Origin of the sequence: Allostigmatella hybrida (assembly GCF_020103775.1) — a bacterium.
Taxonomy (GTDB): domain Bacteria; phylum Myxococcota; class Myxococcia; order Myxococcales; family Myxococcaceae; genus Hyalangium; species Hyalangium aurantiaca.
Map to the genome: position 1 here is coordinate 18,947 of NZ_JAHXBH010000012.1, position 23,603 is coordinate 42,549.

A 23,603-nucleotide genomic window follows, 5' to 3' on the forward strand; every position below is an offset into this window, starting at 1 on the left:
ACGACGGATGCCGTTCACCTCTCCGATCGACGTGTACACCGGGATGCCGGCGGCCCGCTTCGGGCTGTACCTGCACTTCCCGTACTGCCTGGCGAAGTGCCCGTACTGCGACTTCGCGGTGGCGGTGGCGCGCCAGGTGCCAGAGGAGCGCTACGCGCACGCGGTGCTCGCGGAGCTGGAGGCGCGGCTGGCGGCCACGCCGTCGCTGCGCGAGCGGCCCCTGGAGTCGATCTTCCTGGGCGGAGGCACCCCCTCGCTGTGGCACCCGCGGTGGGTGGCGCACGTGCTGGAGGGCATCGCGGCGAGGATGAAGGTGGTGCCCGGGGCGGAGGTGTCCCTGGAGGCCAACCCGGAGGCGGCGGACGCGGAGCGCTTCGCGGGCTTCCAGGCAGCGGGGGTGAACCGGCTGTCGCTCGGGGTGCAGTCCTTCCAGCCGGAGACGCTGAAGGCGCTGGGCCGCGCCCACGACGCGGCGGCGGTGGAGGCGGCCTTCCGGGCGGCACGGCGGGCGCGGTTCACGGGGGTGTCCATGGACTTCATCTATGGGGCCCACGGCCAGACGCGGGCCCAGGTGGAGGCGGACGCACGGCAGGCGGTGGCGCTGGAGCCCGAGCACCTGTCCACCTACGCGCTGACGCTGGAGCGCGAGGAGCTGGCGGAGGACACGCCGCTGGCCAAGCGCCTGGCGCGAGGCGAGGTGGCACTGCCCCCGGACGAGGAGGTGGTGGGCATGGCCGCCACGGTGCGCGAGGTGTACGGGGCGCACGGCCTGCACCGCTATGAAATCTCCAACCACGCGCGGGCGGGGCACAGCTCCCGGCACAACACCCTGTACTGGACGGGGGGCGAGTACCTGGCGCTCGGCGTGGGGGCCACGGGCATGCTGCATGCGCCCTCGCCGCACCGCTACGTGAACCTCCGGAGCACGGAGGCCTACCTGCGCGCGGCGGAGCAGGGCGCCCTGCCGGAGGCGAGCCGCGAGCCCCTGTCCCCGGAGGATCTCTTCGCGGAGCGGCTGTCCATGGGCCTGCGGTTGCGCTCGGGTGTGGACTGGGAGGCCCTGTGCCAGGCCTACGGCCAGGACGCGGCCCCCCGCCGCACGGAAGTGGCGCGGCTGGTGAAGCATGGGCTGGCCGAACTCCGGGAGCAGCGGCTGGTGCTCACGGACGCGGGCGCGGACCTGCACAGCGCCATCTGCGCGAAGCTCCTCTGAAGACCACGAAGACTGTTCACTCGCGGAAGCGTCTGCTTGGCTGGCCCCTCCCTGATTTCACGGCGCGGACTCACCTACGGAGCATTGCCGGAGGGGAGGGGTCATGCGAACCGCAGGTTGGTGGATGCTGGGTTGGACGCTCGTGGCGTGTACCGATACGTCTTCCTTTGAGACCGTGACAGCACAGCGGCTCGAAGCCCTGCAGGAGCGTCCCTCCTGGCTTCCCGAGGGGAGACTGTGTGGCATGCCCCAGGCCTGCCGGGCTTGGGTGGGCGATTCATGCGGCTTGGCCACTGCCCCGGAGGGCATGGCCTGCTCCGTGTCCTCCTCGCTGCCCGCGGGCACGTGCGACGCGCAAGGCACGTGCGTCATTCCCCATGCGCCCTCCTTCTCCTGGGGCTGGCGGCCCCCTCGGCATCTCTCCCGGCTCGTGGGCCTCACCTCCCGGGGGAACCTGCTGATCGCGGGCGAGGCCTCCCCTGAAGATGAGCAGCTCGATGCGCCCTACACGGGCTGTCTGCTCACGGACTTCTCCATGAAAGGAGGCTCTCCGAGGCAGTTCCGGATGAACGCGGGCGAGGCCCCCTGTCAGCCCTGGGTGCTTCACCGGCGCTTCGTGGTGGGCAAGCGCAGCGTGCCAGAGTGGAACCCCTGGGAGGACAACCTCGGGCCCGTCCAGCACGTCTGGAGTGTGTTGGACCTGATGGGCGACACGCTTCCCCAGGACTTTGATCTGGATCAATTGATGACCGCCCGGCTCACGGCGGAGGGCGTCTCGGCGGCCCCTGCCCCGCTGCAGTGGGTCCAGGGCGCTCCCGGTCAGCTCGTCATCGTGCAGCGGCTGGAGGGCGGCAAGGTGTGGCTCGGAGGGCTGCTGCTTGAACAGCGCGTGTTCAAGTGGACGCGCCAGCTCGAGGGAACCCTGGCGGCCCCCGCCATCGCTGACGAACTCGGGCGGCTGTATGTGGCCCTGGCCCCCTCGACGGAGGAGCCGGGCCGCGTGGTGGCGCTCTCCCCGGAAGGCGCCAGCCGGTGGACGCAGCCCGGCACCGGCAAGCCCCTGGCCGTCTTCCAGGAGACGCTCTTCCTGGATGACACGAGCGTCCTCTCCACGGAGGACGGCCAGTCCCGGTACACGGGCACGGGTACGGCCCCACAGTCGTATGTCCTGCTGAGCCAGACGCATGCCGCGACGGTGACGCCCTGCCCGGGCATGGCCGCCTGCACACGGGTGGTGCTGATGAAGCGCGATACGGGCCAGGTGCTCGCCAGTGAGTCGCTGCTGGGCGTGGCTCCGTGGCTGGGCCAGGAGCCCGCGGCCTCGCTGACTGCCCAGGGCTCGGTGCTCCTGGTGCAGCGCGTGCCCTATCCGGACCTGGCCTCCCCCCTCTTCTCCCCGGTGGAGGGGTTGCGAAGCCACCTGGTGGAAGCCGGGCAGAGCCCACGCGTGCTGGGAGAGGCGCTGCTGCCGGGCGGAGAGTCCATCCAGGGCAGCCTCCTGTGGCGGGACGCCTGGGTGGGGCTCAAGCGGGACGCCTTCAACAGCGCCCCCTCGCCCGGCCTGTCCTTCGTGGGGCTGTCCCACGAGGCGCTGTCGGCTCCCGAGCGAGGGTGGCTGAGGCCCCGGGGCAACCTGGCGGGAGGCTACTCGCCGGAGTAGGCCGCTGGGGCGGCCGGGGCGGGGAAGTTGCGGCAGGCCGCCTCGTAATCGGCCCACCAGCTCTCCAGGGACTTCATGTCCGTGGCCCGGGGCTCATCCCCCGGGCCCGCCATCTTCAGGTACGCGTGCAGGAGCGGCCGGAAGTGCGGGTGCGCGCAGCGGTCGATGATGTCGATGGCCCGCCGCTTCGGCGAGCGGATGTCCATGTTGAGCGCGTAGCCCTGCTCGGTGACGACGCACTTGATGTCATGCTCCGTGTGGTCGATGTGCCGCACGTACGGCATGACGCAGCTCACCGTCCGCCCATCCCGCAGCCGCCGGGTGGAGGGCGTGTGGACGATGCTCAGGTAGGCATTGCGGAAGAAGTCTCCCGAGCCGCCCAGGCCGTTGACGATGCGCGAGCCGTCGATGTGGGTGGAGTTGACGTGCCCATACATGTCCACCTCGATGGGCGTGTTCATCGCGATGACGAACAGGCGGGAGATGATCTCGGGGCTGTTGGACAGCCACATGGGCCGGAGCACCAGCCGGTCCCGGCACCGGTCGAACAGGTGCTGGAAGCGCTGGCGCCCCTCGGCCGAGAAGGACACGGCGGTGGACGAGGCACACTCGAACTTCGCGTCGTCCTCGATGTAGCGCAGCATTCCGTCCTGGAACACCTCGGTCCAGAAGCGGATTTTCTGGAAGGGCGAGTCATACAGCTCGCCGATGATGGCGTTGGCCACGTTGCCCACCCCCGACTGGATGGGCGGCAGGCGCTTGCCCCAGTCGAACTGCTCCTTGCACTGGAGCAGGAAGGCGATGACGTTCTGCGCGATGCGCTTGTCCGTGGCGTCCGCGGCCTTGAAGGGCACCGGGTGGTCCGGCGTGCGGGACTCCACCACCGCCACCACCTTCTGGATGTCGAACTCCACGTAGGGCGTGCCGATGCGGTCGCGCACGTTCACCAGCGGCAGCGGCCAGCCCACCTTCGGGTGCACCGTGGGCAGGACGATGTCGTGGAAGCCCGTGTAGTTGGGCACCGCGGTGTTGACCTCCAGGATGATCTTCTTGGCGCGCGCGAGCGCCTCCACGCTCACGCCCACCGAGGAGGTGAGGATGATGCTGCCATCCGGCCGGATGCGCGACACCTCCACCACCGCCACGTCGATCTCCCCATAAAAGCCATACATGAGGTTGCGCGCGAAGGCGGACAGGTGCACGTCCGTGAAGTCCATCTCCCCGGTGTGGATGCGCTTGCGCGACGCGGCGGAGGACATGTACGGCCCGCGCTTGCTGATGTAGGGGGCGAGCGGCCCCTCCACGTCCTCCGACAGGGAGGCGCCCGACAGCAGGGTGATGCGCGAGTCCGGAGCCGTCTGGGAGAAGTGGTAGGCCAGGGCGGGGAGCACCGTCTTGGGCTCACCCGACTTGGTGAAACCGCTGATGGCGATGGTGTGGCCATCGGCGATGTGCTTCACCGCCTCTTCCACCGGAACCACCTTCGAGCGGAGAAAGGGGTTCTCGATGCGCTCCTGGAGCGTGCTCGTCACGGGCGGGGCCTCCTGAAAAAGAAAACGGCGGGGAAGGTCCGGTCGCCGGACCCGCCCCGCCGTGAAAACTCACCCTACTACTGCCACTGGTAGACGCGCACCCAGTCGATCTCGAACACCTGCGGCGTGCGGGTGATGAGGTCCGCCGTGGCCTGCGGCACGCCGTAGAACGGCGTGGTCGCCCCGTTGACGCCGGCCGGGTAGCCGCCGCCCACCGCCAGGTTCAGGATGATGTACTGGGGCTTGTCGTACTGCCACGCGCCGTAGCGGGTGACCTCCGCCTTCGTCACCGTGCGGTAGAGGTTGCCGTCCACGAACCACTTGATGTCGTTGGGCGAGTACTCGACGCGGTAGTTGTGCCAGCCGGCGACCGACTGCCCCGACGGGAAGGTGTAGCGCCCGTTGATGGGGGTGTTGCCCGAGTAGCCCGGGCCGTGCAGCGCCATGGAGACCCAGTCGCCGTAGCCGACGTTCTCCATGATGTCGAGCTCGCCGCAGTTGGGCCAGCCCACCGAGCCGATGTCATGGCCCAGCATCCAGAAGGCCGGCCACAGGCCCGGGCCCACCGGCATCTTCAGCCGCGCCTCGACGGCGCCATGGGTGAACTGACGCTTGCCTGCGGTCTCCAGACGGCCGGAGGTGAAGGGGTAGCCGTTGTTGTTCTCGCGGCGGGCGATGAGCTTCAGCGTGCCGTTGCTCACCTGCACGTTGTTGGCGGAGGTGGTGTACTGCTGCTGCTCGTTGTTGACGTGGATGTCGGTGATGTAGCTCCAGTTGGCGGTGTTCACGCTGGTGCCATCGAACTCCTCGCTCCAGATCTGCTTCCAGCTGCCCGTGCCGCCACCGCCGCCCACCACGCCGATGGAGAACGCCTCCCAGCAGCCCGTGGTGGTGCGGTCCGCGAACAGGGGCGCGTTGGCACCGCGGTTCGTGTCGGCCGCCACGTACTTGCCCGTGCTCTTGGCCAGCAGGCCGATGTTGCCGTCGGCGAACTCCACCCACGTGAAGCGCTCCCAGTCACCGACGCTGGTGCGGTCCGCGACGAGCCGGCCGCCCAGGTTCGTGTCGGCCGAGACATACTTGCCCGTCTCGGAGACGCGCAGCGCGATGGTGCCGCTGCCGGCGTCCACCACCTGGAAGTGCTCCCAGCCGGCCGTGGCGGCGCGGTCGGCGACCAGCGGCGCGTTGGCGCCGAGGTTGCCATCCGCCGAGACGTACTTCCCGGTGAGGCAGGACTTGAGCCAAATCGTCTGCCCGATGGGGGCCTTGATGCCTTGCTGCGCCTCCGCCGTGGGGGCGGGAGCAACTTCCGCCTCGGGCGTGCAAGCAGGGGCGCCCATCAGCAGCCCCCCGACGCCCATCATCATCACCCAACGGCTTCCCATCGCCTTCTTGAAGTTCAAAGCCATCCGACTCTCCTGAGGTGCAGTGCGCGCCCAGCCCGATACATGTGCCGTGACACATGCGCGGATACACCATGAAGGGCGTTTTTTCCAGCTTTTCGTGTTGTCTGATTTTGGCGGGTTTTGCCGCACCTCGCCATGGAGACTCACTTCAGTTTTTCGCCAGTCTTCTTCTCGTACCAACGTGTCGGCTGAAGAATCTGAATGTCGGTGCCCTGGGCTCCCGCCTCCACGCCCACGGCGAGCAGCCCCATCTTCACGAGCAGCACCGCCTGGGGCGGGCCGCCGGTGCTCTCGGCCTGGCCGCGCAGCTCCAGGCCCTCTCCGCGGGCATGCATCTGGTGCAGCTTCGCGCTGCGCTCTCCCAGGTCCACGGCCCCCGAGAGCTCCAGGTTCTTCGCGGTGAGCAGCGGCGAGAGCCAGCCGGGCAGGGCGCCCTGGTGGGTGAGCAGCGCCACGAAGGGCGAGGCATTGGAGAACTTGCCGGCGAAGCGGCCCTCGAAGGCGGGCGGGGCCAGGGTGAGGGTGGCCTCGGGAAAGGCCAGGGTGCCCTCCCAGTCCCGCGTCTGGTCTTCCTTCGTGTGCACGGAGATGTCTTGCAATTGCAGCTCACTGCCGTGGAACACGAGCGTGTCCCGGCGGCGGAAGGCCAGCTTGCGCGCGTCGACATTCAAGAGGACACGTCCCCGCATCGTCGCGCCAGCCCACTCGGCGTGCAGGGGCGCGGTGCGGACATCCAGGTGCACATCCGGCAGCGGCTCGTCCAGCCGGGGGGAGCGGGCGCCCAGCAGGACGAGCACCTCCGGCGTCTTCATGGACAGGGCTTTGCCCGCTTCGACTTGCACGGGGGCCAGCGTGAGCTTCAACCCGAACCGGTCCGCGCCGCCCTCCCGGGGGTACACGTCCGCGTGGAGCGTCCACGGGGCCGTCACGTTCACGGGGCCCGAGCTGACGGTGACGGGCTTGCCCGCGCCCTTCAGCAGGGTTCCCGGGGCCAGGCGGCCCTCCTTCACCTGGACCTTGGCCTCCAGGCTGCCCGCGCCCCCGCGCAGCCGCACGTCGGTGATGCGCGAGAGCAGGGGCTGTAGCTCCTCCAGGGCGCGCACCGTGGCGTTGAATTGGAGGTGGCCTTCGCGCATGCCGCCGGTGAGATCAAACCCGCCTTCCGGCTCCTGGCGGGGCGCTTCGATGCCAAAGCCCGCCGAGCCCTGCTGCACGTCCGCCACGGCCTCGCCCTGCAGGCGCAGCTGGCCAGGGCCCAGGCGCACCTTCACGTCCCGGGCGGAGACACGGTGGCCGGGCACCAGCTCCAGGTTCCCGGTGGCCTCCTGGATGCCGGTGAGCTGCACGCTCTTCCAGTTCAGCTCCCGCACGTCCTGGATGTGCACGTCATACAGCAGCACCTGCCACGGGTCTGGCGAGGGCGGGCGCGCGGGCTTCCGGGCCTCTTCCGGCACGGGAGGGGCGGGCGCGATGCGCACGTGCAGCCCGCGGACCTCCAGGGACTCCGCCTCCAGGCGCCGCCGCAGGAGCGACACGAGCGACAGGTCCACCGTCACATCCTCCAGGTCGAGCTGCCAGAAGCCGCCCCGGTCATCCTCTTTCCGCAGCGTCAGGTTCCGGACGTAGACATCCCCCGGCACCAGGCTCCAGGCGCGGGTCCAGCCGATGGTGGGGCTCCCGTGCGTCGCATGGTTGAGGAACGTGGCCAGCAGGCCCGTGAGGAGCACGCCGTTGTAGAGCAGCTCCAGGAGGACGAGCCCTCCGAGCCCCCACAGCCACGGGCGGTGCCATCGTCCCCTGGGACGGGAGGGCTGTGGAGAGGGCGTCATACAGGGCTTCTGGCAGGAGGCCCCCCACGCTCGCAAGCCGGGTGGGGACAGAACCCCCCGGTGGGGTGGGCGAGTGTTGCCACGCTGACCTTCCTGCACGGTGCCCTGGACAACGGACGGAGGCCATCTACCTTCCGGCGCGCAACCGGCTCCTGCGATGGACGGAGCCACTCGACACGGAGAAGCACATGACGAACAAGGCACTGCTGGCCGCTGCGCTGCTGGGCACCCTGGTGATGGGCGCGGGCTGCCACCGCAACACCAAGGAGAGCGCGAAGAACGACGTGGAGAAGGCTGCGGACAAGACCGAGGAGGCCGCGGACGACGCCGGCGACAAGATCAAGGACACCGCCGAGGACGCAGGCGACAAGATCGAGGACGCGACCGACAAGTAGCCGCCGGTGCATGCACCGCCTGGGGGGAGCGTGGCTCCCCTGGGCGGTGGTGCGGGCCCCTGGAAAGGCCCGCCAGAAGCTCAGCTCACGGGCGGAATGCGTGACAGGGGCAGCTCGCGCACGCGCGTGCCGGTGAGCGCGAAGAGGGCGTTGGCGATGGCGGGGGCCACGGGTGGCACCCCAGGCTCGCCGATGCCGCCGGGCAAGCCCTCGCTGGGGACGATCTCCACGTGAATCTTGCGCGGCGCTTCCCCGATGCGCACCAGCCGGTAGTCGTGGAAGTTGGACTGCTCCACGGCCCCGTCCTTCATCGTGATGGCGCCATACATCGCCACGCTCATGCCGAAGATGATGGAGCCCTCCATCTGCGCGCGCGCGCGGTCCGGGTTGATGACCGTGCCGGCGTCGACGACGAGCCAGGCCTCATCCACCGCGGGCTTTCCGCCCGGGCCCCGGACCAGCGACACCACCACCGCCACGTAGCTGAGGAAGCTGCGGTGCGCGGCGAGCCCCAGCGCCCGGCCGTCCTGCTTGCGCGCCTTCCACCGGGACAGCTCCGTGACGCGCTCGATGACGTGGCGCATGCGGCCCACGTCGATGGGATGCTCCTCCAGGGACCGGCCGTAGTTGCGCAGGCTCTTGACGCCCAGCGCCTCCACGGTGTTCACCACGCGCGGCGGGCCGTACAGCTCCAGCAGCACGTCCCGGGTGTCCTCGCCCCGGGCGTGGGCGATCTCGTCGATGAACGAGTTGACCGAGAACGCGTGGAAGATGTTGTACACGGACCGCATCCAGCCGATGCGCACGTGGGGGTTGGCCTCGCACGCCTCCGCGCGCAGGTTGGGCACCGCCAGCGCCAGGTCCAGCACGCCCTGCTGGAGGTCTCCCTCGGCCGGACGGTTGACGGGCCCGAAGATGGAGCCGATGGGCGGGAACGCCGTGCGGTGCCGCCAGGCGATGACCTTGCCCTGCGCGTCCATCCCCGCGCTCAGGCGCTGGGTGCTGACGGCGTGGTAGTAGTCGTGGCGGAGGTCGTCCTCGCGCGTCCACTGCACGCGCACGGGCACCCCGGCCTCCCGGGCGATCAGCACCGCCTCGGAGATGAAGTCCGCCTTGGACTTGCGCCCAAAGCCGCCGCCCAGGAACGTCACGTGGACGGTGACCTTCTCCTCGGGCAGCCCCAGCGCGCGCGCTGCTTCCGTGCGCGCCGCCTGCGGGTGCTGCGTGGGCGCCCACACCTCGCAGGTGCCGTTCTCGACGCGCGCCACGACGACGGGCGGCTCCATCGGCGCGTGGCACAAGTGGGGCACGTGGTACTCGGCCTCCAGCACACGCGCGGCCCCGGCGAGCGCACCCTCGGCATCGCCCACGTTGCGCACCACGGTGCCCGGGGCCCGCACGGACGCGAGCAGCTCCTCGCGGTACTTCGTGGAGTCGTACGTGACGTTCTCCCCGTGCTCCCAGGTGATGTCGAGCGCGCCGCGGCCCTTCATCGCCGCCCAGGTGTTCTCCGCCAGCACGGCCACCCCGCCCCAGGACTGGAAATGGTAGGGCTTCTTGGGCTCGGGCAGCTCGAGGACGCGCTTCACCCCGGGCACCTCGAGCGCGCGCGCGGCGTCGTACCGCACCACCCGGCCCCCCACCACGGGCGGACGGGCCACCATCGCGGTGAGCATGCCGGGCAGCCGCAGGTCGGCGCCGAACACCGCCGTGCCGTTGACATAGGCGGGCCCATCGAGGAGCGGCAGGTGCTTGCCCACCCGGCGCAGCTCGTTCCTCGGCCGCAGCGGCACCTGCTCGCCCTTGGGCACGCGCTGCTTGCCCGCCTCGAGCGCCAGCTCGCCGAAGCCCAGGGTGCGGTTGCTGCCCCGGTGGAACACCGCGTGGTCCCTCGCCTCGCACGCGTCCGGGGACACCTTCCAGCGCTTGGCCGCGGTGGCGATGAGCATCACCCGCGCGGTGGCTCCCACGCGGCGCATGTCCGTGTAGAGGCCGCGCACGCTGTTGGAGCCGTCGGTGTTCTGGTCGCCGTAGATCTTGTCGCCATCGGCCTGGACGATCTTCACCCGGGCCATGTCGGCCCCCAGCTCGTCGGCGATGAGCACGGGCAGCGAGCTGCGGATGCCCTGGCCCATCTCGGAGCGGTGGCAGACGATGGTGACCTGGCCGTCGGGGGCCACGTGAACGAAGGCGTTCGGGTTCAGGCCCGGGGCGGACTTCTCCTGGGCCTCGGAGCCCGTCTTGGGCTTGGCGCCCAGCTTGCCCGAGGGCTCGGCCGCGAGGGCCTCGTCGGGAAACAGGCCCAGGGCCAGGCCGCCCACGGACAGGTTCAGCGCCGCCAGGAAGGACCGGCGGGTGATGATCTGCGGCTGCTTGCTCATCGTGTCCTCACCCTTCCTCGGGCAGGCCCGCGGCCTTCTTCACGGCCGCGCGGATGCGCGTGTACGTGCCGCACCGGCACAGGTTGCCCGCCAGCGACTGGTCGATCTCCGCGTCGGTGGGCTTGGGCTTCGCGGCGAGCAGCGCCGCCGCGGTCATGATCTGCCCTGCCTGGCAGAAGCCACACTGGGGGACGCCCAGGTCCACCCAGGCGCGCTGCAGCGGGTGGCTGCCGTCCTGGGAGAGCCCTTCGATGGTGGTGACCGAGCGGCCCTCCGCGCGGCGCGCGGGCGTCACGCAGGCGCGCACCACCTGGCCGTCCAGGTGGATGGTGCACGCGCCGCACAGCGCCTGGCCGCAGCCGTACTTGGTGCCGGTGAGGCCCAGCACATCGCGCAGGGCCCAGAGCAGGGGCATCTCGGGATCGACGTCCAGTTCCTTCTCGACACCGTTGATACGGACTCGAATGCTCATGGCCTTGCCTCTTCGCTCGGGCACTCCGCGCCCGTGTTGACCCACGCCTCGATGATGGCCCCGAAACGCTCCTGGGTGCCCGGGGCGGGCTCGCGCCCCGAGCCCGGGCGCCAGCCCCAGCCCACGAGCTCGTCGTGCTTGTTGTGCTCGATGAGCTGCGCGAGCGTCTTGCCGCCGTTGCGGTCCTTGTCCTTCATCTGCTCGCAGATGGCGTGCGGGCTGCGGCCCACCCACGCCATCTCCTTGGGCGCCACGTGCCAGTTGGGCGCGCCGGGCACCCGCGAGAACTCCAGGTTCCGGTCCTGGTGGCACCCGGTGCACTGCAGGCCCACCACGCCCTTGTCCTCCGGGCCCCGCGTGACGGGCGGGTAGTGCGGCTGGCCCTGCATGCCCTGCAGGGGCGTGTCCCCGGCGGGGTGGCAGTTGGCGCACCGGGGGTGGAGCAGCACGCGGCTCGCCTCCAGGAAGAGCGCCCGGGAGCGCTCCTTCTCGTCCGGGATGACGCCGAACGCCTCGGGCGCCCGCAGTTCGCTGGGCGCCACCGGCGGAAGGGCATCGGTGGGGCGGGTGCCCGCCTCGGGTTGGCGCCGGCCACACCCGGCCGCCAGCAGCACCAGGACGGCCGTCCGCAGGGGGGCCGTGAACAGATAATGGGATGTCCAACGAACCATGGTTCCCCCTATACGCCGTCCGCGGGGGGCATGGGGGCCTTCCCAAAGGCGCTGCCCAGAAGTGGACCGATGGGGGCGCAAGGAATTTTTCCAACGCTTCCGGGGGTTTGAGAGGACCAGGGGAAAGCCCCCCTGCTTGCCCTTGGGGGGCGAGAGGCCGCATGCGAGAACCCCGGACATGAGCAAGGTGTTGCTGTGGATGATGCTGACCGCCTTCACGGGAAGGCCGCTGCTGTCGCTGGGGCTGCTCGTGGTGGGCATCTGGGTGCTGGACCGGTTCACCCTCCGCTTCCTGCCGAGCCCCGCGCGGTGGCTGGCCCGCTGGCACCGGGGCGGCGAGCTGGCACGCACCATCCTCGTCAACCCGCATGACCGGCGCGCGCGTGCGGAGCTGGCCGAGATGCGGATCAGCCAGGGGCGCCACGCGGAGGCGGTGGATCTGCTCACGCCCAACCTGGAGGCGGGAGACGAGGACGTGGACACGCTCTTCCTGCTGGGCGTGGCGTACCTGGGCATGGGGGAGCGGGCCAAGGGGGAGCTGCTCCTGGACGAGGCGGCGAAGCTCGACGAGGACTTCCGCATGGGCGCCATCGACCTGGAGCGCGGGCGGCTGCGGCTGAAGCACGGGGATGCGAAGGGCGCGCTGGCGGCGCTGGAGCGCTTCGTGAAGGGCCGGCACGGCACGGTGGAGGGGCGGGTGCTGCTGGCCCGGGCGCTGCGCCAGTCCGGCCGGGACGCGGACGCGGCGCTGATGCGCGACGAGGCCTGGGCGGAGTACGTGTCGGCGCCGCGGTTCCAGCGCCGGCGTGAGCGGATGTGGGCCTGGCGGGCCCGGCCCAGCCGCCCGCTGGCCTACGCGGCGATCGCGCTGGTGGCCATGGCGCTCGGCTTCCAGGTGATGCGCCAGTTGCCCGGGGCGCTGGGCGGCCCCGAGCACATGTATCCCCCCGATGCGTACACCGCGGGCGAGGACGAGACGTTCGAGTAGAAGCCTCGGATTTCGCGCCTCGCGGATTGTTTCATTCCAGTCAGGTTTCATACACTCCCGGTCTCCATCCCCGACGAGGCCCCGCGATGTTCCCCGCCCCATCCCACGTGCTGCGTCAGCGAGAGGGAACACTGGCCGACGTGCCGTTTCCGCTGCTCTTGAATGCGCTGGCGGCGGAGGAGCGCACGTGCACGCTGGAGCTGAAGGTGCGCCAGCGCGAGAAGCGCATCACCTTCGAGGATGGGGCCCCGGTGGCCTGTGTCTCGAACCTGCTGCACGAGACGCTGGGCAAGTTCCTCGTGGAGAAGGGCAAGCTTGGCGAGGCGGACTACCAGAAGGCGCTCTCCGAGAGCATCCAGACGGGGCAGGCCATCGGGACGTTGCTTGTGCAGAAGGGGCTGTTGAGCCCCTTCGACTTGTACAAGCAGCTCCAGGCGAACCTGGGGCTGAGCCTGCTGGACTGCTTCCGGTGGACGGACGCGCGCTACCGGCTCATCGCCGACGCGGAGCCGCCGGACACCAGCGTGCGGACGAACACCTCGCAGCTCATCCTCACCGGGGTGGCCAGCGTGATGCCCTCCGAGTCCGTGGCCACGCACTTCAAGTTCACGGAGACGCAGCGCTTTGCCCAGGTGCCCGGCGGCGAGGGGCCCAAGCTGTCGGCGAAGGACGCGCGGCTGCTGCAGGCGCTGCGGCTGCGGCCCACGTTCCCGGAGCTGGTGGAGCGCACGGGCCTGGACATGGACTCGGCGATGCGCCGGCTCTTCGCGCTGTGTGTCATCGGCGTGGCGGACTTCGCGGAGGCGGTGGATTCGCGGCCTGCCCCCGCCGTGGCCGTGGCGCCGGTGGTGGTGGAGCCCGAGCCGGTGGTGCCTGCGGGCCCCACGGGCACGCCCTTCTCGGATGAGGACGAGGCGGTGCGCGACGGGCTGATCAGCGCCTTCCTGGCGCACCGCAGCCAGGATCCGTTCACGCTCCTGGGGGTGCCCGAGGACGCGCAGCCGCTGACGCTGCGCAAGGCGTTCCTGACGCTGGCGGACCGCTTCAACCCGCTGCGCTTCCAGACGGTGGAGCTGAAGGAGAAGGCGGAGGTGCTGCTGGCCGCCTACGCCCGGGCGTTCGGCGTGCTGTCGGAGCCGGACCTGGCGGCGCTGTGGCGCAAGCGCCGGGCGGCCTCGCGCGAGAAGGAGCGGGCCTCGGCGCGGCCGACGACGGCGGAGCAATTCCGCATCAAGACGGACATGCTGGATGGGCGCACGCAGTTCGCCCAGGGCAAGGCGCGGCTGGAGGCGCAGAACTTCCCCGGGGCCTTCGAGTACTTCGAGTACGCGTGTGACATCGAGCCCCGGCCGCTGCACCTGGCCTACCGGGCCTGGGCGCGCTACCTGATGAAGCCGGAGGCCCACGGCGCGCAGGTGCTGCAGGAGCTCCGGGACGTGCTGCGCCAGGAGCCAGGGCTTGAGGAGGCCTGGTACTTCCTGGGCGAGGTGAGCCGGGGCGAGGCCCAGTGGGAGCAGGCGGAGGATGCCTACCGCAAGGCCTTCAAGCTCAACCCGAAGAACCGGCGCTACGCGGACCTCGTGCAGGAAACCATGAAGCGCACGAAGCGCTGAGGGGGAGCCCCGCCCCCGCGCCCTGCCGGCGCGAGGACGGGCCCCTGGCAGGCTTTAGCCGACGTAGCCGACGAGCTCGTCGCGATCGAGGAACTCACCCTTGGAGGTGTAGGGCGAGTACCACGAGGTGTTCTTGGTGCCGGCCTTGTCGTACTGCATGTGGGTGTGCGCGCCCGTGGCGTTGCCCGTGCCGCCCTCGTTGCCCACCTGGCAGCGGTTACAGGTCCGGTCGTACGAGTCGCTGGTCTTGATGAAGTGCCACTGCCGGAACGTGTAGCCGTTGGAGAAGGTGTGCTTGGCCTCGTTCTGGTTGCCGCTGCCGTTGCCGTTGCAGACGACGCCCGAGGTGTTGATGGTCACGTTCCAGGACAGCGAGGCCTGGACGGCCGTCTCGACGCCCCAGTAGTTGCACCGGCCGCTGGAGATGTCCACCGCGCCGTGGAACGTGCCGCTCGAGTAGTTGGTGGTGGCCGTCACCGTGCCGGGGAAGGGCGAGCCGACCGTGTAGGCGGCCGCGGCCGCGGGGATGAGCGCCAGGGACGCCAGCGCCGTCAGGGTGGTCTTCAGGGGGGTACGCATCGTTGTTCCTCGTTGTTCGTGTCGGACCGGTGAACCGGCCTCCGGGTGAACCGCTTCTCATCGAGCCTGCTGCAGCCGCTGCTTCTCCCTCAGGATCAGGCTCCACTCCTGGTGGTCCATGCCGAGCACGTGAATCCACGCGTCGATTTCGGGAGCGAGGCTGGGGTCCACGCCTCGCAACCGTTGGAGTTCGGGCACCGCGCTGGAGAAACCCAGCCGGGCGATGCTCTGGAGGATGGCCTTGCGCACGGTGGGCTCCGGCTCGCCGCGGTACATGCCGAGCAGGGCCTCGCGCGCGCTGCCCATCTCCGCGGCGGGGACACCGCCCAGGGCCTTGGCCGCCGCCCCGCGCACCTCGGAGGTGTCATGGCGTAAGAGCTGCTCCATCGAGCGCGCGGAGCCGGCGCTGATCGCCTGGGTCTCCAGCTGGCCCAGGATGTGCGCGGCCACCTTGGGGTCCGAGGTGGTGGAGGCCGCCGTCACCGCGGCATCCGCCGCCCGGCCGTCCCGTCCCCCGTACACCGCGTGGTTGTCCTCCACGAGGTTGCGCGCGGCCTCCAGGCGGACCTCGGGGGCGCCGTCCCGGACCAGGCGCTCGTACATGTCTCCGGTCCGCTCCAGCGCGCCGGTGCGCCGCAGGGCCCGCACCGTGGCGGCGCGCACCTCCGGGTTCGCATCTCCCAGGGCCCGCCGCGTCACCGCCTCCATCGCGGAGGGCTCCAGCCCCCGCTCGGTCCGCGCCACGAGCGCCGCCGCCAGGTGCTCGGCCATGACGGGGTTCGTCTCCCGCTCGAAGGCTGCCTGGAGCTCGGCCGCGGGCAGGAGCACGGCGGACTCGCTCAGGAGCTCGCGCAGGTAGCTCTTGTACGCCTCGGACGTCGAGCCGAGACCGCGGCGGATCTGCGTCATCAGTCCTTCCACCGAGCAGCTCTCGCCCAGGAGCCGGGGGGCGGCGCCCGGTGCCGTGGGCCCTGCCACGGCCGGCACCGCCGGTCCGAGGAGGCACAGGGTGAGCAGCCAGGAGGAGAACGGTTTCATTCGCGGGAAGCGGGTGCGGTTCATGGAGGGCTCCGGGCTTCAGTCCGTGTGCTCGAGACAGCCGTGGGGATTGTCGGTAGGCAGGCTGGCCCAGATCCGCTCGAAGTCGACGATGCCGCTGGCGTAGAGGCGCTCGAAGTCGCGGTAGTCCGCGAGGAAGCGGGAGTCCTGCTGGGCCATGTGCGCCATGACGGGCAGCGCGTTGCGGCCCGCGGTGCGCGCGGCGAAGCGGAAGAGGGCCCAGCGCACGCACAGCTCCGTCTCGGTGGTGAACGCCTGGGCGTAGATGTCGAGCGCCCGCGTCTTGTCCTCGGCCAGGGACAGCTCGTGGGCGGCGATCTGCCGCACATCCCCACTGCCCTCGGTGGCGAGGATCTTCTCCAGCCGGGCGGTGGCCTGGGCGTCGATGGGTGCGTCGGCGTGCATCCCCATCTCCAGGGCGAGGTAGCGCACGGGCATCTCCAGCGACTCGGCGCCCAGGGAGAGGAGGCGGTCGACATAGGGCTTGGCGTTGCCGGTGCGGGAGAGGTCCTCCTTCATCACCCGGCCCAGGGTCCGGGTGGCGATCCATCCTGCCTCGCCCGAGGCGGGGTCCTGGGCGAAGCGGGCGAGCCGGTCCATCGCGGCGGGCTCGAACCGGTGCTGCGTCTCCAGCGCGGCCAGCAGGCCCGCGCGCCGCCCGAGCTCCAGCTCCCCGTCGAGCCCCATCTCCAGGAGCTGCGCGGCGACCTGGGGCCGGTGGAGGGCCTGCGAACCCTTGAGCCCGCCCATGAAGACCTTGAACTCCTTGGCGGGGGCTCCGCGCACCCAGCCGAGCACCTCGCTGGCCCGCGCGGGGTCATCCCCGATGAGCTCGGCCAGCCGGCCCCGGAGGTAGTCCAGGACGAGCGGATCTCCCGAGGCCAGCAGCGGGGCCGCCCAATCCCGGAAGGTCTCGAAGGTCACCGCCTCGTTGAAGCGCTCCAGGTCCTGCCAGCAGGTGGTGCCCTCGAAGTGGCGCTGGCCCGGGGAGGCTTCCTCGGGCGGGGCCGGCTGGGCGGGGCCGGAGGGGCCTCCTCGCCGCACGGAGCCGCCTGGGGCGCTCCCGGAGGGGGCGTGCGCGTGCCCGGACGAAGCCTCTTCCTCGGCGTGTCCCTGGGCGAGAGAGCCCCGCGCGAGCAGGGCGAGCAGGGTCAGGACGCCAAGGGCGGCGGCCACCTGCGCCACGCGGCGGCGGGGGGACGGGGGCGGGGGAGCAGCGGGGCGCGGAGCAGGATCAGAGGTCATGTCGGGTGGCACCAGGCGGAGGTCCCACTGAGAAGAGGGCCCGGGCGCGCTGCCATCCCAAAAAAATCTGCGGGACGCGTAACCCCTGGAAATCACGAAGCTCTCCTGGGGGTTCCTGCTGGATTCTCCAAATTGTGATAAAGCTGTAAAATGGGCAAGATCGCTCCTGGGATGGCATGTCCGAGCGAGACGACCCTGAGCGACCTTCTCGGGGGGGGACTCCCAGAGGGACGCAGGGAGCAGGTGCTGGCCCACGTGGAGCAGTGTGTGGGCTGCCAGCGCGCCCTGGCCGCGGGCGCCAGCTCCCGGCCGGACCTTTTGACGGAGGCGGAGCCCGGGGAGGAGTTGATGCCCGGGGCCACGGTGTCGCGCTACGTGGTGCTGGAGCGGATTGGCCAGGGCGCCATGGGCGTCGTGTACGCGGCGAGGGATCCGCACCTGGCCCGGCGCGTGGCCCTCAAGGTGCTGCGCCCGGAAGGGCACCGGGTGGAGGCGCTGCAGCGGCGGCTCCTGCGGGAGGCGCAGGCGCTGGCCCGGCTCTCGGATCCCCATGTCATCGCGGTGCATGACGTGGGCACGAGCGGGGACCGCGTCTTCCTGGCGATGGATCTGGTGGAGGGCTGCACGCTGGCGGAGTGGCTGCGGGAGCCCCGCGACTGGAGGGAGGTGCTGCGCGTCTTCCGGGAGGCGGGGCAGGGGCTGGCCGCCGCGCACGCCGCGGGGCTGGTGCACCGGGACTTCAAGCCCGCCAACGTCCTCATCGGGCGGGATGGGCGCGTGCGGGTGACCGACTTCGGCCTGGCCCTCTGCCAGGAGGCGCCGGGGCCGTGGGAGGGGGGCGGGTCCGGGGAGGACTCGGGCCTGGCGCTCACCCGCACGGGGGCGCTGCTGGGCACGCCGGCCTACATGGCCCCGGAGCTGCTGGAGGGCCGGTTCGCGGATGCCCTCTCGGATCAATTCGGCTTCTGCGTGGCCCTGTACGAGGCCCTCTACGGCCAGCGGCCCTTCGAAGGGCACAGTCTGGAGGAGCTGGGCCAGTCCGCCCGCGCGGGCCGGGTGGGGCGGAGCGTGCGGGGCTCGCAGGTGCCCGCCTGGGTCCGGCGCGTGGTGCTCCAGGGGCTGAGCCCCCAGCCCGGGCAGCGCTTCGCCTCCATGGAGGCCTTGCTGGAGGCGTTGCGGAAAGGGCGCTCCCGGCACACGCGGCTCTGGGCGATGGGGGCGCTCACGCTGGCGGGCCTGCTGGGCATGGGGGTGGAGCACAAGGTGCACCAGCGGGAGGCGCGCTGCCGCCAGGAGGTGGAGCGGCTTGGCGCGGCGTGGAACCCCGAGCGGCGGGCGCGGGCGCGCGAGGCCTTCCTGGCGGTGGGCACGCCCTATGCCCTCGCGGCCTGGCAACACGCGTCCACGCAACTGGAGGCCTATGCCTCGCGCTGGCGCACGCTGCGTGCCGAGGCGTGCCTCCAGGAGGAGCGTGGCGCCACGGGCCCGTCCCAGTCCGCCGTGTGCCTCGATGCCCGGCTCTGGCGGCTCGCCTCCGTGACGGGGGTGCTGGAGCGGGCGGACGCGCGGACGGCGCAGAACGCGCAGCAACTGGTGGCCTCGCTGGAGGACCTCTCGGAGTGCGCGGACGCACCGGCGCGGCCCGGGCCCCCCCTGCCCCCGGAGGGAATCCGGCCCCAGGTGGACGCGGCGCGGCGGACGCTGACCGAAGCCCAGGCGCTGCTGGACGCGGGCCGGTACGCCGAAGGGCTCGCGGTGACGGAGGCCCTGCTTCAGCTCCTGCCTGGGCTGGACTACCGCCCGCTGGAGGCGGAGGTACGCCTTGTTCACGGCCGGCTTCAGGGCCTGGAGGGCGCGCTCCCGAAGGCCGAGGAGAGCCTCTACCGGGCCCTGTGGGCCGCCGAGGCCGGCCGGGACGAGGTGCTGGCCGCGCGCGCGTGGATCTTCCTCCTCTGGACGGTGGGAGAGCAGGGCGGGCGGACGGGCGACGCGGAGAAGCTGGTACAGCATGCGCGCGCTGCGGTGGAGGGGCTGGGGCGCGAGCGCTTCCCGGCCATCGCCACGGACCTGAACCTGCGCCTGGGCATCCTGCGGCTGAACCAGGGGTTGCTGGAGCAGGCGGACAAGGAGCTCCACCAGGGGCTGACGCTCTCGCGGGAAGCGCTGGGCTCGGACAACCTGCTCACCTCCTATCTGGTCTCCAGCCTGGGCCGGGTCCGCTCCCGCCAGGGCCGCCACGCGGAAGCCCTGGCGCTGTACCGGGAGGCCTGGGAGATGCGGGAGCGCCTCTGGGGGAGCGAGCACCCCGTCCTGGCCCTCCACCTCAACAACATCGCCATCGCGCTGCTGGCGCTGGGGCAGCGCGAGGAGGCGGTTGCCACCTGGCGCCGCTCCTTGAGGCTCCTGGAGGCGAACCGTCCGCCTGGGCACCCCAGCTTCGTGGCGCCGCTGACGAACCTCGCCTCGGTGCAGCGGAGCCTGGGACAGCTCGAAGAGGCGCGGCAGAGCCTGGAACGGGCGCTGCACATCGCCGAGCGCAGCAAGGGGCAGGACCATCCGCTCACGGCGAGCGTGCTCAGCGAGCTGGGCAAGGTGGCCCAGGACTCCCACCGCCTGGACGAGGCGCTGACTTATCACCAGGATGCCGTGCGGCGCGTTCAGCGGGCGCTGGGACCGGACACGCCCCGCGCCGCGGCGCCGCAGACGGCCCTGGGCGAGGCGTACCTCCAGGCGGGCAATCCCCGGGAGGCGCGGCGGGAACTCACGCGCGCCTTGCGGCTCTGGGAAGCGGAGACCGGCACGGAAGGGGCCTCCGTCTCCGTCGCGCTGCGGCCCCTGGCGGAGCTGGAGCGGGGCCAGGGGGCGTTTCGCCGGGCGCTCGAACACTGTGCGCGGGCGCTGGAGGTGGATGAGCGGGTGCAGGGCCGTGAGGCGCCGGATGTGGCGTTGGACCTCGCCTGTCTGGCGGAAGTGCATCTAGCCGAAGGGGAGTCCGCACGGGCCCTGCCGCTGTTGGAGCGGGCCCTCATGCTTCACACGCGCGCGCCGAAGGATCCCTTGGAGGAGGGCTGGACTTCCTTCCTGCTGGCCCGCGCCCTCTGGGCGCAGCGCGGGGAGGCGGAGCGGGCCCGGGCCCGCGCACTGGCGGAAGCGGCCCGGAGCCAGATGGAAGGGTTGGGCCTCCGGGCCCGGGAGCGAGCCCGCCAGGTCGTGGCCTGGCAGCGGCAGGTGGAGGCACGGTGAGCGAGGCAAGCAACGTGGGTTCTTTCTCGGCGCTGTTGATGGCGCATGCGGTGCCGCAGCGGCGCGCCGCGCTGGAGCAGGTGCCCGCGCTGGAGGCGCTGCTGGCGCCGCACTGCGCGGCGGCACGGGCCCAGTGGCCCGGCTTCTCCTGGAGCGCGGAGCGCTTTCTGCGCCACCTGGCCCGCCATCTGCCGGAGCAGCCCGGCGAGATGCTGCGCCAGCTCCACGCGGCGGACCTGTACCTGGCATGCGCGTGCGCGGAAGGGGAGCGGCTGGCGCTCCACGCCTTCGAGCAGCACATCCTCCAGCGGGTGCCCTCGCGGCTGGGCGCGCTGCCGGCGGCCACCGTGGATGAGGTGTTGCAGGTGCTCCGGGCGCGGCTGCTGCTGGGGCGTGGGGAGGCCCCAGCCCGCATCGCCGACTACTCGGGACGGGGGCCGCTCCTGGCGTGGGTGCGCATCATCGCCACCCGCGTGGCCGCCGAGCTGGTGAGCCAGCAGGGCCGCCAGGAGCTCTTCGATGAGCCGCCCGAGACGCTGGCCCGGATGCTGGCGGCGGATGATCCGGAGCGCGCGTTGCTCCGGGAGGACTCGCGCCGCGTGCTCCTGGAGGCCCTGCGGCAGGCCCTGGGGGCCCTGCCAGAGCGCGAGCGGACCCTGCTGCGCCTGCACCACCTGCATGGCCTCACCATGGACCGGCTCTCGGCGATGTATGGCGAGTCCCGCTCGGGCGTGGCCCGCCGCGTGGCCCATGCGCGGGAGCGGCTGTTGGCCCTCACGCACGCGGAGCTGGCGGGGCGGTTGAAATTGGCGGGTTCCGAACTGCAGAGCCTGCTGGGCCTGGTGCGGAGCCGGTTGGACTTCAACCTGCACCACCTGATGGAAGGGGTCTGAAGCGGAGGGCGGGGTGTCTTTCAGCGGATAGCCCCCCGGCGCTCCGGGAGGATGGTCCGTGTCTCCTCCTGCCGGCTACGTGCTGCGCCTCTTCAATGGGGGGAGACGCCATGGCAGTACCCGGAACGCAGGGCCGCCGCATCCGTCGGACGCACACTTCGCAAACCTTCATCCACCCCGGACCGGACCCTTTGGAAGGGGTCCGAGGGCTTTGCTTCCTGCTGCTGATAGGCCTGATGCCGGTCCCTGCCTGGGCACAGGAGCAGGCCGGAGTGTCCCCGCCTCCCGCGGAGCCCGAGGAGCAACTGGTCTTTCTGGTTCCGGTGGAGCCTGCGGCGGCGCCGGAGGAACCTGCGGCGGTGCCAGCAGAGCCCGCGGCCGTGCCGGCCGAAGCCCCGGTCATGCCCGCGGAACCTCCGGCTCCGGCCGTGGAGCCGCAGCCTCCTGTCCTGGCCCGGGGAACCCCGCTCCTGACGTGTGAGGCGGGCAGTCAGCAGGGGGTCTACAACCCGCCCCTGAAGCTGTCGCTCCAGGAGACTGTCCTCAGCGCGACAGGCCAGTTCCCGTCCTGTGTGTCATGGGACGCGGGCGGACCGGTCTCGGGCCAGTACACCGTGAGCGGCACGGGCCCGGCGAGTTGTTTGAGTGCCAGCCTTGCCACCCGGTCCCACATTACCTGGAGCGATGGGAGCACCAGCACGCTCGAGTTTGGCAAGGGCATGGATGCGAAGCAGGGCGGTGAGGCCATCACCGTCCTCGTCGGGCTCGTCATCGAGGGCCGCTACGCGGGCTCCCTGGCGGTGGGAGGCTTTGTGCTGGAGGCGGCCCCGAGCGCGCTGCACTGCCTGAGCGAAGGGGTCTCCAGCGCCAGCGGACTGTCCTTCCTCAAGATCGTCCAGCAGTGAGGAGGGGCGGAGGGCGGAATCCCTCACGTCTGGAGAATGGGGGCGGCCTGTGTTTCTCTGCGCCGCCATGTTCACTCGACCCCTGAGACGCATGGAATCCGCCCGGCGGTTTGGACTTCTGGGCGTGCTGGTCCTTCTGCTCGCGTGCCTGGGCTGGCCCTCCGAGGCCCAGGCGCAGGCCTGGTCGCTGAGCCAGGACCAACGCCGGGCCTTTCTCCATTACTACGCTCCAATTGTCTTCAAGCGGGCCAACGGCAACAAGGACCGCCATGGCTACGATTGGATCACGAACTTCAACTTCGATCAGGACAACGACTTTTCGAACAACAAGCTCCACTGGAAGAACATCCACCAGTATGTGAATGCGGCGGCCAGCGGCTCGGGCGCCTACGGCCATTGGCGCATCCGTCCCACCCTCTACACCTCGATCATCGAGTTCATGGACGGTGGGAAGAACCTCGTCCTGATCTATCACATCTATCACGCGCTCGATAAGAACGCCGCGGGCGACTACCAGCTCCATGACTGGGAGCGCGTGGAGATGCTCGTCAAGAACGTGACGGGCTCGCCCAGGGGCGGTGAGTACGTCGCGTATGCCGTGGTGACCCAGCACAAGCGCAACGTGGTCCGGCAGTATGGCAGCCCGGATCTCAACTTCATGCCCACCGCCACCGGCCAGCACCTGATGATCTGGCAAGCGGAGTGGTCCGACAAGCTGCTGGCGGCCCACGGCCAGGAACTGCGGTTCGTGACGAATCCGGCCGCCTGGGTTTCAAGTCAGATGAGCGCCGGGAGCGCCAAGGCCGAGGTGGGCGTGAACAACGACGGCAAGAAGAACGTGCACTACGCGTTCGTGCCCGAAGGCTCGCCCGGCGCGGTGTCCCAGTTCGCCGCTCAGTCCATCTCCTACTCGACGGCCTCCCAGCTCGCGAGCCGCTCCGACAACGGCAGCTCCGTCACCTGGCCCTCCGTCAAGCGCGTGACGTACGAGCTTCAAGACATCGCGGACATCTGGCCGTCGCACTGGCAATACGGTGGCTATCAGACGCACTGGCTGAGCGAGTCGCCCCGTGACTTCCTGCTGGAGAGCCCCATCGTCAACGAGGCCGGCCAGGTCGAGGTCAGCCCGGGCTTGCAGCGCTTCTATGCGAAGACCCGGGACATCGAGAACGAGGACGACCGCGACGGGTATCCCACGAAGAAGTGGCTCCTCGGTACCTACGAGCTGAACGCCAGCGCTTCGGACACGGGGGGCGGGGGCTCCAGCGAGTTCCATGACAACGCATGGGCCAGCACGGGGGTGGACTCCCGCGGCCGGACGCGCGCCAGCGCGAGTGGGTACACCGGCTCGCCCAACGCCTACTGGTGGCAGCACGACTACTTCGTCCACGCGGGCTCCACCGATTCGAACGATGGGGTGGAGGCGGGCTTCTGGCTGCCGGGGCCCTGGTACCTGGAAGCGAACGGCGGCTTCGACGGACGGTGGGTGCAACTGTTCGACGACAAGCCGGGACAGTAG

Annotated in this window: 18 protein-coding genes; 9 read left to right on the forward strand and 9 right to left on the reverse strand. The window is 70.8% G+C overall.

The window, feature by feature from the left end:
• The first annotated feature begins 7 nt into the window (after positions 1 to 7).
• On the forward strand, positions 8 to 1,213 hold the full coding sequence (hemW, locus tag KY661_RS19740; protein WP_225411683.1) for a radical SAM family heme chaperone HemW: 1,206 nt from the start codon (positions 8 to 10) through the stop codon (positions 1,211 to 1,213).
• Between the two features lie 307 nt (positions 1,214 to 1,520).
• On the forward strand, positions 1,521 to 2,873 hold the full coding sequence (locus KY661_RS19745; protein WP_225411684.1) for a hypothetical protein: 1,353 nt from the start codon (positions 1,521 to 1,523) through the stop codon (positions 2,871 to 2,873).
• Here the strand turns inward: KY661_RS19745 and KY661_RS37595 are convergent.
• The 3 genes from KY661_RS37595 to KY661_RS19760 form a co-directional block, all read right to left on the reverse strand.
• A complete protein-coding gene (locus KY661_RS37595) occupies positions 2,858 to 4,405 on the reverse strand; it encodes an acetyl-CoA hydrolase/transferase C-terminal domain-containing protein (protein WP_225411685.1) in 1,548 nt (515 codons plus the stop codon). The genes KY661_RS19745 and KY661_RS37595 overlap by 16 nt on opposite strands.
• A 77-nt stretch (positions 4,406 to 4,482) precedes the next feature.
• Positions 4,483 to 5,814 (reverse strand): family 16 glycosylhydrolase, encoded by a 1,332-nt coding sequence (locus tag KY661_RS19755; RefSeq protein WP_225411686.1) that lies wholly within the window; start codon positions 5,812 to 5,814, stop codon positions 4,483 to 4,485.
• 140 nt (positions 5,815 to 5,954) lie between these two features.
• The gene (locus KY661_RS19760) at positions 5,955 to 7,640 is read right to left on the reverse strand and encodes an AsmA family protein (protein ID WP_225411687.1); all 1,686 of its coding nucleotides are present in this window, start codon (positions 7,638 to 7,640) and stop codon (positions 5,955 to 5,957) included.
• Between the two features lie 188 nt (positions 7,641 to 7,828).
• Between KY661_RS19760 and KY661_RS19765 the strand changes: the two genes are divergently transcribed.
• Positions 7,829 to 8,035 (forward strand): YtxH domain-containing protein, encoded by a 207-nt coding sequence (locus KY661_RS19765; RefSeq protein ID WP_225411688.1) that lies wholly within the window; start codon positions 7,829 to 7,831, stop codon positions 8,033 to 8,035.
• 80 nt (positions 8,036 to 8,115) lie between these two features.
• Here KY661_RS19765 and KY661_RS19770 read toward each other — a convergent pair whose 3' ends face one another.
• Genes KY661_RS19770 through KY661_RS19780 form a run of 3 tightly spaced genes read right to left on the reverse strand, consistent with a single transcriptional unit; the run spans position 8,116 to position 11,559 of the window.
• Positions 8,116 to 10,416, reverse strand: a complete 2,301-nt coding sequence (locus KY661_RS19770; RefSeq protein ID WP_225411689.1) for a xanthine dehydrogenase family protein molybdopterin-binding subunit — start codon at positions 10,414 to 10,416, stop codon at positions 8,116 to 8,118.
• A gap of 7 nt (positions 10,417 to 10,423) precedes the next feature.
• Positions 10,424 to 10,888: a (2Fe-2S)-binding protein gene (locus tag KY661_RS19775; protein WP_075007825.1), complete on the reverse strand. Its 465-nt coding sequence runs from the start codon at positions 10,886 to 10,888 to the stop codon at positions 10,424 to 10,426.
• Positions 10,885 to 11,559, reverse strand: a complete 675-nt coding sequence (locus KY661_RS19780; protein ID WP_225411690.1) for an Isoquinoline 1-oxidoreductase subunit — start codon at positions 11,557 to 11,559, stop codon at positions 10,885 to 10,887. Before KY661_RS19780 ends, KY661_RS19775 begins: the two co-directional genes overlap by 4 nt.
• A 178-nt stretch (positions 11,560 to 11,737) precedes the next feature.
• On the opposite strand from KY661_RS19780, the gene KY661_RS19785 reads away from it, so the two are divergent.
• Positions 11,738 to 12,547, forward strand: a complete 810-nt coding sequence (locus KY661_RS19785) for a tetratricopeptide repeat protein (protein WP_225411691.1) — start codon at positions 11,738 to 11,740, stop codon at positions 12,545 to 12,547.
• An 86-nt stretch (positions 12,548 to 12,633) separates the two neighbouring features.
• The gene (locus tag KY661_RS19790) at positions 12,634 to 14,160 is read left to right on the forward strand and encodes a DUF4388 domain-containing protein (RefSeq protein ID WP_225411692.1); all 1,527 of its coding nucleotides are present in this window, start codon (positions 12,634 to 12,636) and stop codon (positions 14,158 to 14,160) included.
• A 54-nt stretch (positions 14,161 to 14,214) separates the two neighbouring features.
• On the opposite strand, the gene KY661_RS19795 is transcribed toward KY661_RS19790, so the two are convergent.
• Genes KY661_RS19795 through KY661_RS19805 form a run of 3 tightly spaced genes read right to left on the reverse strand, consistent with a single transcriptional unit; the run spans position 14,215 to position 17,043 of the window.
• On the reverse strand, positions 14,215 to 14,739 hold the full coding sequence (locus KY661_RS19795) for a hypothetical protein (RefSeq protein WP_225411693.1): 525 nt from the start codon (positions 14,737 to 14,739) through the stop codon (positions 14,215 to 14,217).
• A 57-nt stretch (positions 14,740 to 14,796) separates the two neighbouring features.
• Complete coding sequence (locus KY661_RS19800; RefSeq protein ID WP_225411694.1) at positions 14,797 to 15,801, reverse strand: HEAT repeat domain-containing protein; 1,005 nt, start codon at positions 15,799 to 15,801, stop codon at positions 14,797 to 14,799.
• A 15-nt stretch (positions 15,802 to 15,816) separates the two neighbouring features.
• Entirely contained in the window at positions 15,817 to 17,043 is a 1,227-nt protein-coding gene (locus KY661_RS19805) for a hypothetical protein (protein ID WP_225411695.1), read from the reverse strand.
• Positions 17,044 to 17,298: 255 nt separating this feature from the next.
• Here KY661_RS19805 and KY661_RS19810 point away from each other — a divergent pair, with 255 nt between their 5' ends.
• The 4 genes from KY661_RS19810 (at position 17,299) to KY661_RS19825 (ending at position 23,603) form a co-directional block, all read left to right on the forward strand.
• Positions 17,299 to 20,286 (forward strand): serine/threonine-protein kinase, encoded by a 2,988-nt coding sequence (locus KY661_RS19810; RefSeq protein WP_317987285.1) that lies wholly within the window; start codon positions 17,299 to 17,301, stop codon positions 20,284 to 20,286.
• Complete coding sequence (locus KY661_RS19815; protein WP_398577214.1) at positions 20,283 to 21,179, forward strand: sigma-70 family RNA polymerase sigma factor; 897 nt, start codon at positions 20,283 to 20,285, stop codon at positions 21,177 to 21,179. The genes KY661_RS19810 and KY661_RS19815 overlap by 4 nt, the downstream gene beginning before the upstream one ends.
• Positions 21,180 to 21,451: 272 nt before the next feature.
• On the forward strand, positions 21,452 to 22,084 hold the full coding sequence (locus KY661_RS19820) for a hypothetical protein (protein ID WP_225411817.1): 633 nt from the start codon (positions 21,452 to 21,454) through the stop codon (positions 22,082 to 22,084).
• A gap of 124 nt (positions 22,085 to 22,208) precedes the next feature.
• Positions 22,209 to 23,603 carry a hypothetical protein gene (locus tag KY661_RS19825; protein WP_225411697.1) on the forward strand — a complete coding sequence of 465 codons (1,395 nt, stop codon included), beginning with the start codon at positions 22,209 to 22,211 and terminating at the stop codon, positions 23,601 to 23,603.

What these genes read in the sequence shown, in the direction of transcription:
- KY661_RS19785 (WP_225411691.1), top strand. Translation starts at nt 11,738, where the DNA reads ATGAGCAAGGTGTTGCTGTGGATGATGCTGACCGCCTTCACGGGAAGG.
- KY661_RS19795 (WP_225411693.1), bottom strand. Translation starts at nt 14,739, where the DNA reads ATGCGTACCCCCCTGAAGACCACCCTGACGGCGCTGGCGTCCCTGGCG.
- KY661_RS19780 (WP_225411690.1), bottom strand. Translation starts at nt 11,559, where the DNA reads ATGGTTCGTTGGACATCCCATTATCTGTTCACGGCCCCCCTGCGGACG.
- KY661_RS19775 (WP_075007825.1), bottom strand. Translation starts at nt 10,888, where the DNA reads ATGAGCATTCGAGTCCGTATCAACGGTGTCGAGAAGGAACTGGACGTC.
- KY661_RS19755 (WP_225411686.1), bottom strand. Translation starts at nt 5,814, where the DNA reads ATGGCTTTGAACTTCAAGAAGGCGATGGGAAGCCGTTGGGTGATGATG.
- KY661_RS19790 (WP_225411692.1), top strand. Translation starts at nt 12,634, where the DNA reads ATGTTCCCCGCCCCATCCCACGTGCTGCGTCAGCGAGAGGGAACACTG.
- KY661_RS19800 (WP_225411694.1), bottom strand. Translation starts at nt 15,801, where the DNA reads ATGAACCGCACCCGCTTCCCGCGAATGAAACCGTTCTCCTCCTGGCTG.
- KY661_RS19760 (WP_225411687.1), bottom strand. Translation starts at nt 7,640, where the DNA reads ATGACGCCCTCTCCACAGCCCTCCCGTCCCAGGGGACGATGGCACCGC.
- KY661_RS19770 (WP_225411689.1), bottom strand. Translation starts at nt 10,416, where the DNA reads ATGAGCAAGCAGCCGCAGATCATCACCCGCCGGTCCTTCCTGGCGGCG.
- hemW (WP_225411683.1), top strand. Translation starts at nt 8, where the DNA reads ATGCCGTTCACCTCTCCGATCGACGTGTACACCGGGATGCCGGCGGCC.
- KY661_RS19765 (WP_225411688.1), top strand. Translation starts at nt 7,829, where the DNA reads ATGACGAACAAGGCACTGCTGGCCGCTGCGCTGCTGGGCACCCTGGTG.
- KY661_RS19805 (WP_225411695.1), bottom strand. Translation starts at nt 17,043, where the DNA reads ATGACCTCTGATCCTGCTCCGCGCCCCGCTGCTCCCCCGCCCCCGTCC.
- KY661_RS19745 (WP_225411684.1), top strand. Translation starts at nt 1,521, where the DNA reads ATGGCCTGCTCCGTGTCCTCCTCGCTGCCCGCGGGCACGTGCGACGCG.